Origin of the sequence: Streptomyces sp. NRRL S-378 (assembly GCF_000720645.1) — a bacterium.
In the GTDB taxonomy this organism is placed as follows: Bacteria; Actinomycetota; Actinomycetes; order Streptomycetales; family Streptomycetaceae; genus Streptomyces.
Genome location: NZ_JOBX01000227.1, coordinates 1 through 266 on the forward strand (window position 1 = coordinate 1; position 266 = coordinate 266).

Here is a 266-nt window from a genome sequence, read left to right on the forward strand (position 1 = left end):
CGTCCAGCCCTTCTCCGCGATCCAGTTCAGGAACGCGACGTCCTGGGTGTTGCCCTTCTGCGGGGTGGCGATCTTCTTGCCCTTGAGGTCGTCCAGGGTTTTGATCCTGCTCGGGTTCACGACCAGCTTCACGCCGCCCGAGGCGGAGCCGGAGATGATCCGCAGGTTGGAGCCCTTGGACTTCACATAACCGTTGATCGACGGGGAGGGGCCGATGAAACCGATGTCGAGAGAACCGCCGTTGAGGGCCTCGATCTCGGACGGAC

1 pseudogene is annotated in these 266 nt (G+C 62.8%); it reads right to left on the reverse strand.

The window, feature by feature from the left end:
* Positions 1-266: pseudogene (locus IH80_RS0138585) on the reverse strand (PhnD/SsuA/transferrin family substrate-binding protein); the annotation flags it as partial.